Annotated in this window: 12 protein-coding genes; 5 read left to right on the forward strand and 7 right to left on the reverse strand. The window is 54.2% G+C overall.

The features are described 5' to 3' along the window. Positions 1-168 precede the first annotated feature (168 nt). The 3 genes from ACR0AY_RS10055 (at position 169) to ACR0AY_RS10065 (ending at position 3061) form a co-directional block, all read left to right on the forward strand. Entirely contained in the window at positions 169-1116 is a 948-nt protein-coding gene (locus tag ACR0AY_RS10055) for a hypothetical protein (RefSeq protein WP_170512073.1), read from the forward strand. 223 nt (positions 1117-1339) lie between these two features. Next, the gene (locus tag ACR0AY_RS10060) at positions 1340-2389 is read left to right on the forward strand and encodes a glycosyltransferase family 2 protein (RefSeq protein WP_480454115.1); all 1050 of its coding nucleotides are present in this window, start codon (positions 1340-1342) and stop codon (positions 2387-2389) included. A gap of 12 nt (positions 2390-2401) precedes the next feature. Then, positions 2402-3061, forward strand: a complete 660-nt coding sequence (locus tag ACR0AY_RS10065; protein WP_170512076.1) for a sulfotransferase — start codon at positions 2402-2404, stop codon at positions 3059-3061. A 274-nt stretch (positions 3062-3335) separates the two neighbouring features. Here ACR0AY_RS10065 and nadC read toward each other — a convergent pair whose 3' ends face one another. The 5 genes from nadC to ACR0AY_RS10090 form a co-directional block, all read right to left on the reverse strand. Next, positions 3336-4202: a carboxylating nicotinate-nucleotide diphosphorylase gene (nadC, locus tag ACR0AY_RS10070; protein WP_170512142.1), complete on the reverse strand. Its 867-nt coding sequence runs from the start codon at positions 4200-4202 to the stop codon at positions 3336-3338. 12 nt (positions 4203-4214) lie between these two features. Further along, positions 4215-5753: an L-aspartate oxidase gene (locus ACR0AY_RS10075; RefSeq protein ID WP_170512077.1), complete on the reverse strand. Its 1539-nt coding sequence runs from the start codon at positions 5751-5753 to the stop codon at positions 4215-4217. Then, positions 5750-6721, reverse strand: coding sequence for a quinolinate synthase NadA (gene nadA, locus ACR0AY_RS10080; RefSeq protein WP_170512078.1), 972 nt, complete (start codon positions 6719-6721; stop codon positions 5750-5752). The genes ACR0AY_RS10075 and nadA overlap by 4 nt, the downstream gene beginning before the upstream one ends. Positions 6722-6798: 77 nt before the next feature. Further along, on the reverse strand, positions 6799-7632 hold the full coding sequence (locus ACR0AY_RS10085; RefSeq protein WP_480454098.1) for an NUDIX hydrolase: 834 nt from the start codon (positions 7630-7632) through the stop codon (positions 6799-6801). A 913-nt stretch (positions 7633-8545) separates the two neighbouring features. Beyond that, positions 8546-10609, reverse strand: coding sequence for an alkyl sulfatase dimerization domain-containing protein (locus tag ACR0AY_RS10090; RefSeq protein WP_170512079.1), 2064 nt, complete (start codon positions 10607-10609; stop codon positions 8546-8548). A 293-nt stretch (positions 10610-10902) separates the two neighbouring features. Between ACR0AY_RS10090 and ACR0AY_RS10095 the strand changes: the two genes are divergently transcribed. Beyond that, positions 10903-12600, forward strand: a complete 1698-nt coding sequence (locus ACR0AY_RS10095; protein ID WP_170512080.1) for a hypothetical protein — start codon at positions 10903-10905, stop codon at positions 12598-12600. A 572-nt stretch (positions 12601-13172) separates the two neighbouring features. On the opposite strand, the gene ACR0AY_RS10100 is transcribed toward ACR0AY_RS10095, so the two are convergent. Next, positions 13173-13526 (reverse strand): hypothetical protein, encoded by a 354-nt coding sequence (locus ACR0AY_RS10100; RefSeq protein WP_170509429.1) that lies wholly within the window; start codon positions 13524-13526, stop codon positions 13173-13175. 341 nt (positions 13527-13867) lie between these two features. After that, on the reverse strand, positions 13868-15085 hold the full coding sequence (acdA, locus tag ACR0AY_RS10105; RefSeq protein ID WP_170512081.1) for a 3-sulfinopropanoyl-CoA desulfinase: 1218 nt from the start codon (positions 15083-15085) through the stop codon (positions 13868-13870). A gap of 95 nt (positions 15086-15180) precedes the next feature. On the opposite strand from acdA, the gene ACR0AY_RS10110 reads away from it, so the two are divergent. After that, positions 15181-16065, forward strand: a complete 885-nt coding sequence (locus ACR0AY_RS10110; RefSeq protein WP_170512082.1) for a LysR family transcriptional regulator — start codon at positions 15181-15183, stop codon at positions 16063-16065. Positions 16066-16217 lie beyond the last annotated feature (152 nt).

Below are 16217 nucleotides of genomic sequence, written 5' to 3' on the forward strand. Positions count from 1 at the left end.
CCGAGGCAACCCAGGCAACAGGAAGAAACTATGAAGCGCTGTGCAATTGTACAATTTGAACCGCGCCATGAAGAAGTCATCCCCAGCTTGGTGGCCGCCTGTAATGCCAACGGGTACCGACCACGAATCTTTCTGCATCGCCGGATCTTAAAGCTGCGCGGAGATATCATGGCCTTGGTCCCGGGATTGGAATTTGATGTCGAGTATGTGCCTTTAAGCACGCCGGATTACCGGGCTGCGGATGCACCAAAACATATCAAGTCTACTATGGCTGCAATTGAAGCGGCCGAACATGACTTCGTCCTCATGGCCTCTTTGAGTCGTCCAAAAGCGGCAAGCTGGGCGCGTGGAGTGAAGAAGCCATTGATCATGGTCCTGCATAATCTGGATCAGTTCAGCCAGATGGCACCCCTGCGCGAGACGCTTCAGATGCCAAATGCGCGCTACATCAGCCTGAGTGCACATGTCACGGCTGAATGGATCAGCCGGGTGGGCAAAGCCCATATGGACAGGATCGCGACGTTGGAGCCGTTTTATTGGATCGATGATCCGGAACCAAAATTGGGCCAGCCGCGTCAGGTCGTGATCCCCGGCAACGTTAACATGCGGACACGTGATTACCCTGGCCTGCTGAATCTTCTTGGCAATCGACCGGACGCCTTTCAGAATCTGCATTTCATCCTGCCGTCAGGAGGCGGAGATCGCGCCAAGGTTGAAAGTGAGATCCAGGACCGAAAGCTTGACGCGCGTTTTAAGTGCGTGCCTTTGGACAACAGCGGGCAGGTCGGGCATGCCGCGTATTTTGACGCACTGGCAGGCGCTCAGGTGATACATCCGCTCATGCCATTTGACTATGAACAATATCAACGGATCAAGATCACATCTGCCCTGTCCTCATCGGGTGGATTCTGTGTGCCGATCGTCATGGACCGCTGGTCAGAGGCCTGTTACCGACCACCAATGCTGATTGCTGACAATGGGTTGGAGGCAAGCCTGACCCGCATTTCAGAGGCGAGTGATGCAGAACTCAGCGATCTGCAGGCAGCGCTGAAGTCTTACCGCCGATCTGCACTTTCAAACGGAGCTGTCGGGCTAAGACGGCTAATTGAACAATAAGTGCATCTATTCGGTACACTCTCAGCCTTTTAGATCCACCTACCTCCGAGTTGGAAATCGCCCAAGTTGGCAACATGATGCCGCGCCGTACTTTTTTCGTTCCTACGCGAAATTCGCAGTTCAGAACATCTGCAAAACCGTTATTCTCAATGAGCACCACATGACATGCGGTCTGGCGGATCACCAGACTGAAGCGTCGGATCAAAGGAATAGAATGACACGAATGCTAGCGATCCTGACGGTCAAAGATGAAGGCGCGTTCCTGTTGGAATGGCTCGCCCATCATCAGATGGTTGGTTTCACTGATTTTCTGATCTTCTCGAATGATTGCGCGGATGGCACCGATCTGATGTTGCACCGACTCGAAGAGATGGGGCAAATCACTCATGTCAGCCATGAAGCCAAGCCCGATAAGAGCGTACAGTGGCAGGCTATGAAACAAGCCGCCAAACATCCTCTATTGAAAGAAGCAGACTGGATACTGGCGCTCGATATTGATGAGTTTGTAAATATCCATATTGGCGACGGCTCATTAAACGCGCTCATCCATAGCTTCCCCGAGGCGGATGCGATCACGCTCACCTGGCGGCTATTCGGAAATGCAGGGATCGTTTATTTTGAAGATGCACCGGTGACCCAACAGTTCACTTCGTGCGCCCCCAAACCCATCCTTTGGCCGTGGCGCGCCTCGATGTTCAAAACGCTTTATCGCAACAACGGGATTTACCGTAAACCAGGCATTCATCGGCCAATTTCGCCTGATCAGACCCGCGTGGATGAGGCGTGCTGGTATGATGGATCAGGCCGTTTGCTTGGCGGCGATTATCGCCGCCAGCGGGTATTTTCCAACTATACCCAAGATACGACCATGAGGGTTCAGCTTAACCATTATGCTTTGGGCACGATGGACTCCTTTCTGCTCAAACGTGCGCGTGGACGTGGGGTGCATTTCAAAGAGAAAATCGGCATGGATTATTGGGTCGATTACAACTTTAACAGCGATCAGGACGTCTCTATTTCCCGCTACCAATCTGCACGGGCTGCTCGGGTTACCGAGCTAAAATCAGATGCCACACTGAAGAAGCTACATGACAAGGCCTGCGAATGGCGGCACAAGCGATTTAAGGAACTTTTGGAGTCAGAACCTGAACGCGCGTTTTTTGCTCGCCTGATGATGGCTGGCCAAACCACACCTCTGACGGAGCATACGGCCCGTCAGCTTATTTCAGTTGCCATGCGCGCGAACCAGAAAGCCGCCGCAGAGTCCGAGTAGGAGCCTTCCTTCGTGCCGCAATCATCAAAAACCCATCCTGAATATCTGTCTACTCGTGCAGGCCGTACGCGGCGGATATTTCAGGTCGGTTTCAACAAGTGCGGCACAAGGTCGATTTCCGCCTTTCTAGATAACAACGGCATTCCGACGGTTCACTTCAAGCGTGGCAATCTGGCCCGCGCGCTCGCTAACAATCTTAAGTATGGTTATGCGCCGCTCAATGGCATTGACCGTTGGGTCGGCTACACCGACATGCAGATGGTGAGCGGGTCACGCGTGATTGAAGGTTGCCGTTATTTTCGTCAACTCGCGGCATATTATCCCAATTCCTATTTCATATTGAACACTCGAGACAAAGACAGGTGGATCGCAAGTCGCCGAAACCATGGCAATGGGTTTTATGCCGAGCGTTATCGTAAGGGTATGAATCTCGAGTCGGTTGATCAGGTAATTGATCATTGGTCAGAAGAATGGGACCGGCATCATCAGGAGGTGCCCGAATTTTTTAAGGACAAGCCGGATAAACTATTGATATATAATATAGAAACAGGCAGACCTGACCAGATGTCCGAGTTCCTTGCGCCTGATTTTGAGACTGATCCGACTTTCTTCGGCCATGAGGGTAAAACGTCCGGAGGCAATGACGCCGACGATGCGGTTTCTCCGAATTGAGATGTCATGGCCTGCTTATTTGAGCAGCATAAGAAATCGAGTGTGGGCGAGAACGAAAGGTTCGGTCGCCAACTCTCTGACGAATGAATGCGACTTAAAACTTGCCCAGCTTAGCTGGCTAACGGAGTGACAAGACTGAACAGGCAGGCTGCGCCGCCGCGCACCTTTTGATTGCCTTGATTCCTATGGTGTGCGCGATGCTCTTGCCGTTGGCAATCTTTTGGAAAGGCCGTTGATTTCGATCGTTCGGGCAATGAACTTCGTGACTGTTGGCTTACTCTTGGCGCTGCGAGAGTACAAAATCCAGACCAATATCGAGGCAGTGTGCACTGTGGGTGATCCAGCCCATAGAAATCAAATTAACACCGGTGTTCGCCACAGCCCGCACATTATCTGGAGTTATCCCGCCTGAAGCTTCGGCAATGGCTTGACCATCAATCATGCCTATAGCTTCGCTTAAGGTTCTTGGATCCATGTTATCCAGAAGCACCGCATCAACACCGATTTTCAGAACTTCGGCCAGCTGCTCCAGCGTGTCGACCTCGATCTCGATCTTGACCATATGACCGACTGTCTCTTTGGCCCGAGTCAAGGCTGGGCGGACACCCCCGGCTATGGCGATGTGGTTGTCCTTGATCAGCACCGCGTCACTTAGGGAGTAGCGATGGTTCATGCCGCCGCCTGATCGCACAGCGTATTTCTCTAAAGCCCGCAAACCGGGCGTTGTTTTTCGGGTACAGACGATGGCAGCACGCGTGCCTTCGACGCGGCGAACCATATCGGCTGTCACACTAGCAATACCCGATAGATGACCCAAGAAGTTGAGCGCCGTACGTTCGGCAATCAGCAGACTGCGCGACGGCCCTTTGAAAGTGGCGATCACTGCGCCGGGCGCGACTGTCTCTCCATCCTCGACATGACGGATTACTTTGATCGCCGGATCTATCAGCTCACAAGCCAATTCAGCGCAGTCCAGACCGGAAATACATCCGGATTGACGCGCGCAAGCCACAACTTCGGAAACATGATCCGAAGGAATAACAGCCGAGGAGGTGACATCTCCGGCGAGGCCCAAATCTTCATCAAGTGCGCGGCGGATCACCGGCTCCAGCATCGTTCGGGGCAACGGGGCTAGGGGCATGATAGTCATTTCTCAAGCAGTCCTCAGAAAGGGTTCCTGACTGTTCAAACTCGCATGAGCAAGTACTTCGGTCAGAGTCATCAAAACAGATTGCGCGTTCGCCTCAGGATTGGGGAAGTCGCTTCGGTAATGTCCGCCACGCGATTCTCGGCGCAGATCGGAAAAGACCGCGATCGAAAGCGCGACTAGTGCCGGGTCAGAAGCGCAGGCAGCGGTTTCGAGCAACGGAGACAACTTTGAAATGACTTGACGCAATCCCACCTCGTCGCGGATCAAACCCAGATATTTTGTAGCCAAAGGCCGGACAGAGCTAGGGTCTGAACGAGGCAGAGCGGTAACTGTAGGAACAAATGACAGGTTTCTCATTTCTGCCTTGGCAACATCATTTGCGGCGCGGCGTCCCATCACCACCGCCTCCAGCAGTGAATTGCTGGCAAGGCGATTGGCACCATGCAGGCCAGTGGCCGCGCATTCACCTATGCCCCATAGGCCTGGCAGGGTGCTTCGTCCATACTCATCAACGGCGATACCGCCCATGTGGTAATGCGCTGCCGGAAGTATTGGAATGGGATCGCGTGCCGGATCAATTCCGCTTGCTGCGCACAATGCATGGATGCCGGGGAACCGCTGGACAAAATATGTACCAAGCGCGGCGCGAGCATCAAGAAACGCTCTCCCACCTTCTAATATGACCTGATGCACGGCACGAGCCACCACATCGCGCGAGGCCAGTTCCGCCCCCGGTATATGCGACATGAAGCGCTTGCCGGTTTGGTCGATCAGAATTGCGCCCTCGCCCCGGACGGCTTCACTGACCAATGCCAGAGGTGTCTGCTTGATATCCAGCGCTGTGGGATGAAACTGGACAAATTCCATATCGCGCAAGGCTGCCCCGGCGCGGGCGGCCATCATGACACCCTGGCCGAAATTACCTGAAGGGTTGGTGCTTGCATCAAACAGACCGCCGCAACCACCTGTCGCCATAACGACCTGAGATGTGCGCAATACCTCTGCTTGGGCATCTTTTTGCAGATGAACGCCTGTGACGTGTCCGTCTAGCGTCAACACCCGTCGGGCTTCGACTCCGGTCAAGCAAGTGATCGACTGGCATTGCAACACAGCACGCGCAAGGGCCGATGTGATTTCGGCTCCGGTGCGGTCGCCGCCTGCATGCAGTATGCGGCGGCGGGAATGCGCGGCTTCGCGCCCTAAGGCATATGTGCCGTCGGCGGTTCTATCGAAACGAACGCCATGTTTCTCTAAACCAGTAATCGCCTTTTGCGCTTCGCAGAGAATGGCCGACGCCACGGTTTCATCGCACAGCCCGTCGCCGGCCCGCAAAGTATCGACCAAGTGTTGCGCAGGATCACCATCCGCGCCTAGTTCGGCGGCAATCCCTCCTTGAGCCCAAGCGCTGGAACATTCCTGGCCCAGCCCTGCACGGGTGATTAGTACTACGGGTTGTGGAGCCAGTTCCAGCGCAGCCGTCAGCCCGGCGATGCCGCCACCGATGATGGCAGTTCGACCATGAAGCCCTTCGAGCCAGATCATTTCACTGCCAGCATCCGTTCTACCGCGCGGCGCGCATCTTCGGCGATGGCCGGATCGACGGTGACTTCGTGATGGCCCAGTTCCAATGCGTTGCGAATGTTGCGCAGACTAATGCGCTTCATATGTGGACACAGGTTACAGGGGCGCACGAATTCCACCTCAGGATGGTTCAGCGCCACGTTGTCGCTCATCGAGCATTCGGTCAACAGGCAAACCCGCGTCGGTTTTTTGTCGCCGACGAAATCCGACATGACTGCGGTAGAGCCAGAAAAATCTGCTTCGGCAACCACTTCGGGCGGGCACTCAGGATGGGCCAGGACCGTAACACCCGGCCACGCTTCGCGCATTTCACGTATATCGGCTGGAGTAAACAGTTCGTGCACCTCGCAATGTCCGTGCCATGCGATCAATTCGACATCGGTCTCTTTGGCGACGTTCTTGGCGAGATACTCGTCCGGGATCATCAACACGCGCGGCACCCCGAGGGATTCCACCACCTTTACTGCGTTGCCCGACGTGCAGCAGATATCCGATGCCGCCTTCACCGCTGCCGAAGTGTTTACGTATGTGATCACCGGAACGCCGGGATGGGCTTCGCGCAGAAGCGCAATATCCTCGGGTGTGATGGAATCTGCCAGTGAACACCCCGCCCCCAAATCTGGGATCAGCACCGTCTTTTCCGGGTTCAGCAGCTTGGCAGTTTCCGCCATAAAATGCACACCAGCCAACACAATGACATCGGCATCAACCTCGACAGCTTCGCGCGCAAGCGCAAGGCTGTCGCCCACGATATCGGCAACTCCGTGGAAGATCTCCGGCGTTTGGTAATTGTGGGCGAGGATGACCGCATTCCTCTCACGCTTGAGATCAAGGATGGCTTCCAGATCATCTTCAAACAGCATCCATTCGGGTTGCGGGATGATCTGCTTTACCCGGTCGTAGAGGTCTGGAAGGCGAAAGTCTTTCATTAGCTTCTCCATTTATACTCGCATCGAGTATATTGGAGCCATACTTATTCTCGATTCGAGATTATGTCAAGCGAGGTTCAGGACCGGGAGAGAGGTAATCTGACGCCCGACAGCATGCGAGCCTCTAGAATGGCCGGCCTATATCGGAACAGGCGCGCCGGGCGACCACCGGTGCCGCTGGACATTTCGCCGGTATCTTCAATCAATTCCTGCTGATCAATCTGGCGGCGAAAATTGGGTTTGTGCAGGTGTAGACCAGACAGCGCTTCGACTGTGCGCTGTAACTGCAGCAAGGTGAAGCTTTCGGGCATGAGCTCGAACACCACCGGAGAGTATTTTATCTTGGCCCGCAAGCGAGATATGCCGGTGGCGAGAATGCGACGGTTGTCCGCTTCCATGTGACGACCGAATTCAGGAGTGTCAACAAGCCCTGCTTCGTACATCAGCTCATAACGTTGCAAAACCAGTTCTTCGTTCCAAGTCTTCCCATTCAAACCAAACAGATAGTCCACACGCTGCAGTTTTAGCGGATCACTTCCTGCCCAAGCTGAGATACGTTTGATAATTTGCGGTAGCTCTTCTGGGCTGCGATCACGATGATCCTCCCATGGGAAGTACTGATACCAGCTACGCCATGCCGGACGTCCAGCACCGGTAGTATCCTGCTCCCGCACCAGACCGAGATAGCTGATCGAGATACGCTGAGAGTTGTCGGCATAACCCGAGCGTGGATCGCGATCCCTGTCTGCAAAGGTATAAAGCTGTTCAAGATATCCCACCGGATGGCCGGTCTGCGCCTCAATCCAGGCCCGCAAGCCGCTTTGTAAGCTGCGGTGTGAAGATTCGAACGGTCCCGAAGGTAGCGCGTTACCGCCACGCAAGGTCATGACACGCGGCTGATCATCAGTCACGGCGATTAGGATTGCGATCAGTTCGGCAGGGGCTAGTCCACTTGGCAAGGAATTTCCTGTTTGTAGAATGTCGCGAAGCGTTGGTTAGAATGTGCGTTCTAACCCAAATTTAGTACCTTGGCTTGAAGAAAAATACAGTGTGACGGGTGCTTCTTCAGAGAACAAGCATTTCTGGCCCAGTTAATCGTCCCACTGTTCTAACATCAGGTTACTACTTTCGGTCCAATGAACCTGAAATACAGTTTCGTCTCACGACTTGAGAAGTGTCGCAAGATATGGGTTCGGGCTGACCAAACAGCCCGTTGAGGTATTCGTTTCGCTAAGGTAGTTCTCAGAACGGTCTTACGTATGATCTTTTTGAAGGCTGCCGTTTCCGCAAAGACATTAATGATTACACTAAATACTTCGATTTGCGACACACAGTGTCTTATCGAAATTTGGAAGCGATCATAGCATATCGCAGCTAAGGTCTGACCACTTCACATTCGACAGTTGGGTTGTGAAGCTTCCTCCAGTTCGAAGATACCCATCCGACCCGCGGCGCTAAGCAGCCAGTTCTTTGAATCGTTGTACGGGACGGGGTCCAGGAGTGAATTGAAATCTACGGATCGGGACCTCTAGGTAGTTTGATATCTTGGCTGATGTTCACAAATTGCAAGTTTCAGAACATCCCAGTTTGATTTTTGCGTCATGCGCTTTGGCTTTCTTAGGCTGAAGATTCTGATCCCGCATTGACACCACGGATGAAAGAGTCCACGCACGGCGGTAACAATCCAGCAGTCGTTCGGGCGGGGCATTCTGCTGCTCCGATACCAGCACTACTTGTCGAAAACTTCTCCCGGTCCAATAGTCAGAAAGAGAGAGGCCCAGGGCAGCAAAACCCTGAGCCAGCTTTCAATCGGACGGTCCCGTCTCAGCCGCCACTCGAGTTTGCTAACCCGGGCTGGGCAAAATCATTGGCGGGTGGTGTCAAATCCTGTGCACCGGTGCCGGGCATCAACTCGAAACCCAAATCGAATTGATCCAGGGTCGAAGCCAGTTGCGCTACGATCTCGGCGTTGCCCTCAGACTGCGCGGTGCCATCAGCGAGCATCTCGGTCAATCTGCGCTCACCGGTCATGAGCTTTTCCAGGTCCGTGCGGCTCAGACTGATCGAAAGATCGGCGTCTTCCGCCACCTGATCGACGATATGAGTCAGAGTGGCATTGCTCATCTCGACAACGATGTTCTCGTCCCGATCGGGGATCGACAGGTTGATGGTGAACTCCATATCGGCGGCTTTGGCGCTATTGACACGAATGGCCAGAAAGTCGAGCCACATCGTGGTCTGCATCGCCCTTATCGTATCGGGACCGGTAGTCTCGATGGTAGCGCCCTGCGGAATACCGTTGCGCAGTTCGAACGCCGCGCCAAGGAACGAGTTGCGGACCGAAGGGCTTTCCTTCTGATACCCGATCTGCTCGAACGCGTCGGCCAACAGGTCCTTGGCGGCCTGGTTCTGTGGCTCGGCGTAGACCAGTTTGTTCAGAATCTCGGTCGCTTCAAGGTATTTGCCGGTGTTCACCAGTTCCTGCCCTTTTGTCAGGATCGGTTCGGCACCGCCCATCATCTCGACAAACAGCGGCGCGCTGTCTTCTGGCGACAGAGGTGTCAGCGTGGTGGGGTTGGCATCCCAGTAGCCCAGATAACGGTTTATCACCGCCCGGCTGTTATGCTCGACCGAGCCATGATAGCTGCGCGCGGCCCATTGCTGCTGCAGGCTTTCCGGCACGTCATAGACGTTGTGAATCTGATTAATGGTCACGCCTTTGTTGGCCAGATTCAGTACCCCGTTGTTAAGATTGGCGTAAGTGTCACGCTGCGCACGCATCACTTCTTGAATGCGCTCATTTCCGTAACGGGGCCAAGAGTGAGAGGCGAACATCAACTCGACATCCTGCCCAAACTTGTACAGCGCGTCATTGACATGCTTGGACCAGCTCAGCGCATCGCGCACCAGTGCGCCACGCAAGGTATAGATGTTGTGAATTGTGCCAGTGATGTTTTCCGCCGCCCAGAATGCCTTGAGGTCGGGGAAATAGGTATTCATCTCAGCAGGTGCTTCAGTACCCGGTGTATTCTGGAAGATCATACGCATGCCGTCTACGATGATCTCTTCATACGCGTCCGAGACATAGCGGGTCGGTTCGATCAGGCCCGTGGTGCCAGCCGAGATGTTCTTGCCGATGGACTGATCCACATGACCGAACGGGCTGCGTGGCAGCAATACGCCGTATTGGAAAAACAGACGGCGGTTCATCACGTTGCCCGCATAGATGTTTTCGGAAACCGCATGTTCCATGAAACCTTCGGGCGCGATCACCTCCACGCCGTTTGCCACGTCCTCATCGGTGATCACTCCGCGCACACCGCCATAGTGGTCGGCGTGGGAATGCGAATAGACAACCGCCTTGACCGGCAGTTCGCCCACGGTGTCGTTCAGCAGCTTCAGCGCTGCGGCGGCAGTTTCCTTGGAGGCCAGCGGGTCAAAGATGATCCAGCCGGTATCGCCACGAATAAAAGTGATGTTGGACAGATCGAAGCCACGCACCTGATAGATGCTGTCGTCGAGAAGCTCGTACAGGCCGAAATTCATGTTCAGGATCGCCTGACGCTGCAACGACGGGTGGATCGAGTCGAACTCTTTGCCCTCGAGCAGATAGTCATAGCTGCCGATGTCCCAGGCGACGGTGCCATCCTCGGTTTTGATCTGGCGGTATTCTGGAACCGCAATTAGCCCCTTGCGGCTTTCTTCAAAGTCACGCTCGTCATCGAACGGCAGGTTATTGCGTTGGGTTTGCTGGAATTCGATCGTGTAATCCGAGGGCAACTTGCCCTTCGGGTCAAAGTGCTGAGGACCATCTTCCTGCGCGACGGCAAGACCTGAGGTCAGCGTCAAAAGGGTGACGGTCAAGAGTAAGGTGGTTCGGCGTGGCATATATAATCGGTTCCTATCATGAACGCTTCAAAAGAGATCGCAGCGCAGGAGGTCTGACGGGACGAACCACGAGGTTGAAATTCGTCCCGCCGGTGCATTGACCTCCAGAAGTGCCGAGATGCGCGATCTTTTGGAAGCCGGGTGCCTGCCTGTACGACCAGCAGTGCGGCCCTCTTATCCGCAGAATTTTTCCCGAGAAGTGCAAACATGTTGCCACCTGTCGAAAAACACATGTATCAACGAGGCCAACATAATGGTTTTCCTTGGTTTTCCCGAGGCAGAGGGATATTGAAGTGGATACTACCGAGCGCGAAATTCGGGTACAGATGCAACGTATCCTGGATCATCCGGATTTCACCGCCAGCCCCAAACGCCGCGCATTTCTGAACTATATCATCGAGGAATATCTGGCCGGTCGTTCAGATCAGATCAAAGGCGTGTCGATTGCCATGTCCGTCTTTGACCGCGACGAAAGCTTCGACCAGCAGGTCGATCCGATTGTCCGACTTGAGGCGCGGCGACTACGGCAGGAGATTGACACCTATTATGCCGGGCCCGGTCGGGGCGATCCGATACGCCTCACCATGCCCAAAGGAGGATACGCGCCGCGGTTCGAAAAATCTTCACTGCCCGGCCCTGTTCCGGCACCTGCTGACGCCCGGCCCAATGCCGGGCTCAGAGGGCGACGACGCGCTGGGATTGGACTGGCTGTCGCCTTTGGCTTGGCATTGTTTGGGCTGATCTGGGGATTGGCCCGTTCAGGGACGCCAGAGGAACAGGCAAATCACAGCTTGCCCAAAGGGCCCGTCGTGGCTGTACTGCCCTTTGAAACTCTGGGAGAGGGCCCCGAGTACCTCGCCGATGGTCTTACCCGGCAGTTGACGACCGAGTTGATCCGGTTCCGGGACATCTGGGTCTTGCCCCTTGGCAGCACACTGCATTCTGGTGAAACTGAGATTGATACGGCAAGCTTGCGTACAGAATTCAACGCGGATTTCGCGCTGGAAGGCAATGTGATGGACAGGGGTGACACCTTGCGCCTGTCCGCACGCCTCATTGATCTGAAAGACCGAAGATATATCTGGTCGCAAAGCTATGAGGTCAGCAATACCTCCGAGGAAATCTATGCGGTACAGGACAGCATTATCCGAGATGTAATGGGTAAACTGGCCGGGAAATACGGGCTACTGACGCTTGGCGCGATGCGAGATGCCGATAGAATTCCACCCAACAATCGCGATGCTTATGACTGTGTGCTTGGTTATTACAGCTATCAGGTAACCATCAATCTGGATCGCCATGCCGAAATCAAATCCTGCATCCTGAACGCGCTCGAGAAGGCTCCGGATTATGCCGAGGCCTGGGCGGTGCTGTCGAACCTGTATCTGCAACAGATACGTTTTGGGCTGGGCGGAAATCGCGAACAGATTCTGGCCGCAGCCGATGCTGCAGCACGCCGGGCGGTCGAGATCGACCCAAATCTGGCGGCGGGACATCTGATGATGGCCAATATGCGGTTCGTGCTCGGTGATTTTGCCGGGTTCCGCGAGGCCGGGCAACGGGCGATTGACCTGAATCCGAATGCCACCGACATTCTGGCCCATTACGGGATGCGTCTGGCGTTCAGTGGCGAATGGGAAAAAGGACTTGCTATTGTAGACCGGGCAATCGCTCTGAACCCTGTGCATCCTCAGTGGTATCTGTTTCCGCGGGTTTTTTACGAGTTCGACCGGGGCGACTATGAAGCGGCGCTGGCACAATTGGAACAAATCGATATGCCAGGTTTCTTCTGGACCCATCTATGGCAGGCCGCGCTACACAGCAAACTGGGAAATGGGGAACAGGCCCAGGCGGCTCTACGCAGCTTGTTGGTTCTACGCCCAGATTTTTCATCTGTTGCATCGGATATACTTGCCATTTGGCAACTTGACGCCACATTTAAGGTGAACCTGTTGGCCAGCCTCCAGAAGGCTGGCTTGTCAGATTCTTGACCGGCTTATCCAGTTTCCGCACACTTATTCATCGGTGGGTTTCACAGTTATCTGGAATCGCATCACCCTTGTACGCAGCAATAAGTAAACCACGTCAGATGGCTGACTTTATATCATCAGATCGTCGTTCGATTTTCTAGCTTTCACGCAAGCGGGCCAACGGTCGCTGCCGGTCCATGTCTGGAATGGTTTGTCAGAGTTGGCGTATTTTTTTGGGGGGGCCGGCCTTTTACGTAGTTTCGGCATTGCAAAACACTTTGCTCATCGGTGCTCAACATGCGGAAGTTGATCACCTGTAGCCTGAAAGAAGCGCGCTTCTGGGTGGGATATGTCAATTCGATGCGCCAACATGCAAGGCAATCGAGACGCATCTTTGGAAGATCTGCTCGACACTGTTCACCCACCCAATCAGGCAGGTTTCTTTAACTGTAACAAATGAATCGTTTATTCGGCATCAGAGCACTCCCTCTCTGGTCAGAATTTACCCCAAAATTACGAACTCTGTTCAGACTCTTTTTTGAGTCAGGGCCAAGGCCCCGTTCGATAAACCACTGAGTAATCTGCAGCCATTACTAGCCCACCACACCGTGACCACGCACCTGCATGCAGTTCACAAGCACATGACGCCGCGCCATTTCGTCATTGTACTGGCCGCGCACAGATCCGACTATGCCACCTGCGATCGCACCTCCGATGACATCTTCCTTCTCGCCAACAACCCAACCAGTAACCGCGCCATCAATAGCGCCGAACGTAGCATCCATTTTACGCTGCCCAGGATTGAAACTCGCGGCCATCAATCGGCATTCAGCCTCATCTGTGTAGAAGGTCGCATTCCTGGTTCCGTCAACCATCAGTGGCTTCTGCATCGGGTACTGAGTGCATGCGGTAAGACCGATGAGAGCAACAAAAATGAACTTTTTCATCGCAGCTTTCCTTTCGGGAATCGAAGTAATTGCTTGGCGTACACGCTAAACTTGCCTGCCTAGGCAGATCTCATTTAGGAAGTTTACGATTGTCGAAAAATAGCCCCGCCATTTTACGCAGCGTAAAATTGCATTTGTTTCGCTGGCTCGGTCGCAAACTTCTCTGGCGCATGAATACAGCGCCTTTCTTGCGCAGCTAAGTTGGCTAACTAGGCAACTAGATTAACGCGAAAAAACCGTCGGCCGAGCATGCCGAAGGCGTGACGGCACGCAGACGCGTAGGGCTGCGGTACAAGAAAGTCGGCGGCCCGAAAGTCCTTTTTCATTTTTTATAGGGTCTTCTATTCAGCCGCGTAACGCTCCATGTCGGCAAGGCGCGTATATCCGTCCCGTGTCTGTGGTGTTTTAATGCCTAGAATATTTCCGGCGATTTGGGTCCGGAGAATCTGTGCGGTCCCGCCGCCGATAGTGAACATGCGCACATCGCGATACATCCGCTCCAGAGGTTCACGATCGCTGTAGCCGCGCGCGCCGAACATCTGCAGCGCATCGCTGACCACCTTAATAGCCATCTCGGACGCAAAAAGCTTGGCGCGGGCGGCCATGGTCATATCGGGATACTGACTGCCGTTTGGGCCACGCGATCGTGCCGCTTCATGGAGCAGCAGCCTGGCTGCATGAACTTTCGTGTCCATATCGGCCAGCATCCATTGAAGCCCCTGGAATTCTGCAAGCGGGCGCCCGAACTGTTCACGTTGAACGAGGTAGCGTTTTGCACGTTCAAGTGCCCCTGCCGCAACACCCATAGCAACTGCTCCCGCACCGACGCGTTGCGAATTGTAAGCGTTCATCAGGTCGGCAAAGCCACGCTTCAATCCTGAAGGCGGTTTGACCAGCCATTTCTCGTTGATCTCGACATTTTCGAACCGCAATTCTGCTTCGGGCATACCGCAAAGGCCCATCGTGTATTCGCGACCCACCACGGTGAACCCCTTGGGCATATCTCCTGACATCGGATCGGCAAACAGAATGAAACCGCCAATCCCCTGATCGACGCCCGCCTCATCGAGCACGCGGGCAAAGATCAGGTGCAGCTTCGAGACCCCTCCACCAGTGATCCAATGCTTGGACCCGTTGAGGATGTATGTGCGACCCTGCTTCAGCGCGGTAGTCTGCATTTCGGTCGCGGCACTTCCCGAGTCAGGTTCGGTTATGCAGATCGCGGGCTTATCTCCTGCCAGGACATGCTGAGCACAAAAAGCCTTCTGCTCGTCATTGCCGTACCCCATGACCGCACTGATGCCGCCCATGTTGCCCTCGACAACGATGCGGGCGGTCAGCGTGCAGGCTTTCGCGATCTGTTCGACCACCATGGTGACGTCCAGAAAACTCGCGCCCTGCCCACCATATTTCTTTGCAATGGTCATACCCATGATGCCAGCATCGGCCAATTCGCCAACATTCTGCCAGCAATACCTGCGTGATCTGTCCCAATCTGCGGCACGTTTCTCAAATTCTGGGGCCAGTTCTTTCGCAACGTTCACAAGCGGATGCGGCATGCGTGTCCCTCGTCTCTGTTTCTTAACAGAATACGCTTGAAGTAATACAACACAATCGAATAAAATTGGATATCTAATCCAATATACCTTAAGTTATGCAGACACGTTCTCTCAGAACCCTCATACGGGTCTCGAATGTCGGCTCCTTTGCAAAAGCGGCCGAGCAGCAAAACATGACATTGTCTGCACTTTCAATGCAGATGAAGGCGCTTGAGGTGGAGCTTGGCGTCGACCTCTTTGACCGCACCGTACGACCACCGCGACTTACACCAATCGGCCGGAGCATCGTCGCGGCATCGATCCCGCTCCTGCAGCACGAAGACAGCCTTCGCAAAATCTGTCGCCCGACGGACACGCTTTTTGGGCATTTCCGAATAGGATTTGTCACAACTGCTGCCGTTCGCTTGCTGCCGAACTTCCTGAACAACGCAAAACGTCAAGCACCGCAAGCGACCTTCTCATTCGAAACCGGCCTGTCCAAGGTTCTACAAGAAAAGGTTGTAAGCGGTCAGCTTGATGCCGCCCTTCTTACAGATGCAGAAGGTGTTCCCGACACGCTTGCGGAAAAGGTGCTTCGAGTGGAACCCTTTGCCTTTGCAGCCCATGAGAAATTGCTGAAAGACGGCCTCGCGGGTTTATTGAATGCGCAGCCCTTCTTTCACTTTATGCCCGACACCGGGATCGGAAAACTCATTGCTGGAGAGATGCTTAAGCACAAAAGACCAAAGGGTTCCGAAACCATTGTCCTTGATAACCTTGAAGCGATTATGGAGTGTGTTTCGGCAGGCTTGGGTTTTACGCTTCTGCCTGTCCCCGATGTTTTGCGGTATCGGTCTGACGACGTCAAAAGTATTTGTCTTCCACAATCGTCGGCTCGGAAACTTGTTCTTGCGACCGTGCGCAAGGGCGCGCTGGCTGGAAGTGAGGCGATGCTTGCCGCGCTATTTTCGACAGGCGAGGCCGTCGCTGCGAGCGAATAAGAAACACCTTTCCTGCACTCGCGGCTTCGGCTAGATCGACTATGATCTTGAAACGCACACGTGATCTCCGTTGCGTGTCCAGTCAGTTTGGACGAGTGCCCAAATAGAACCGGCTTCCGATCTTGAAGCCCTCAATTGGGTTCACACATTAA

It is taken from the genome of Ruegeria sp. A5 (assembly GCF_056543005.1).

Coding starts and splice junctions, on each gene's coding strand:
- ACR0AY_RS10055 (WP_170512073.1), top strand. CDS start 169: ATGGCCTTGGTCCCGGGATTGGAATTTGATGTCGAGTATGTGCCTTTA.
- ACR0AY_RS10060 (WP_480454115.1), top strand. CDS start 1,340: ATGCTAGCGATCCTGACGGTCAAAGATGAAGGCGCGTTCCTGTTGGAA.
- nadC (WP_170512142.1), bottom strand. CDS start 4,202: ATGCCCCTAGCCCCGTTGCCCCGAACGATGCTGGAGCCGGTGATCCGC.
- ACR0AY_RS10075 (WP_170512077.1), bottom strand. CDS start 5,753: ATGATCTGGCTCGAAGGGCTTCATGGTCGAACTGCCATCATCGGTGGC.
- nadA (WP_170512078.1), bottom strand. CDS start 6,721: ATGAAAGACTTTCGCCTTCCAGACCTCTACGACCGGGTAAAGCAGATC.
- ACR0AY_RS10090 (WP_170512079.1), bottom strand. CDS start 10,609: ATGCCACGCCGAACCACCTTACTCTTGACCGTCACCCTTTTGACGCTG.
- ACR0AY_RS10100 (WP_170509429.1), bottom strand. CDS start 13,526: ATGAAAAAGTTCATTTTTGTTGCTCTCATCGGTCTTACCGCATGCACT.
- acdA (WP_170512081.1), bottom strand. CDS start 15,085: ATGCCGCATCCGCTTGTGAACGTTGCGAAAGAACTGGCCCCAGAATTT.
- ACR0AY_RS10110 (WP_170512082.1), top strand. CDS start 15,181: ATGCAGACACGTTCTCTCAGAACCCTCATACGGGTCTCGAATGTCGGC.